The sequence below is a fragment of the Pseudomonas sp. RIT-To-2 genome (assembly GCF_029623465.1).
GTDB classification, from domain to species: Bacteria; Pseudomonadota; Gammaproteobacteria; order Pseudomonadales; family Pseudomonadaceae; genus Aquipseudomonas; species Aquipseudomonas silvicola.
The window spans coordinates 1-225 of record NZ_JAPYKM010000110.1; the positions used below are offsets into that span (position 1 = coordinate 1).

Genomic DNA, 225 nt, shown 5'->3' on the forward strand with positions numbered 1-225 from the left:
GAAGCAGTTTATGGTGGAGCCAAGCGGGATCGAACCGCTGACCTCCTGCGTGCAAGGCAGGCGCTCTCCCAGCTGAGCTATGGCCCCATAACAAAATTGGTGGGTCTGGGCAGATTCGAACTGCCGACCTCACCCTTATCAGGGGTGCGCTCTAACCAACTGAGCTACAGACCCAATTTCGAGCGTAACTGTTAGCCAGATCAGCTATCAGCTTGGAGCTTAAAG

Annotated in this window: 2 tRNA genes; both read right to left on the reverse strand. The window is 54.7% G+C overall.

The features are described from left to right. Positions 1-11: 11 nt before the first annotated feature. Positions 12-87 (reverse strand) — tRNA-Ala (locus tag QBK88_RS30745). 10 nt (positions 88-97) lie between these two features. Continuing rightward, positions 98-174: transfer RNA gene (locus tag QBK88_RS30750), tRNA-Ile, on the reverse strand. Between the last annotated feature and the right edge of the window lie 51 nt (positions 175-225).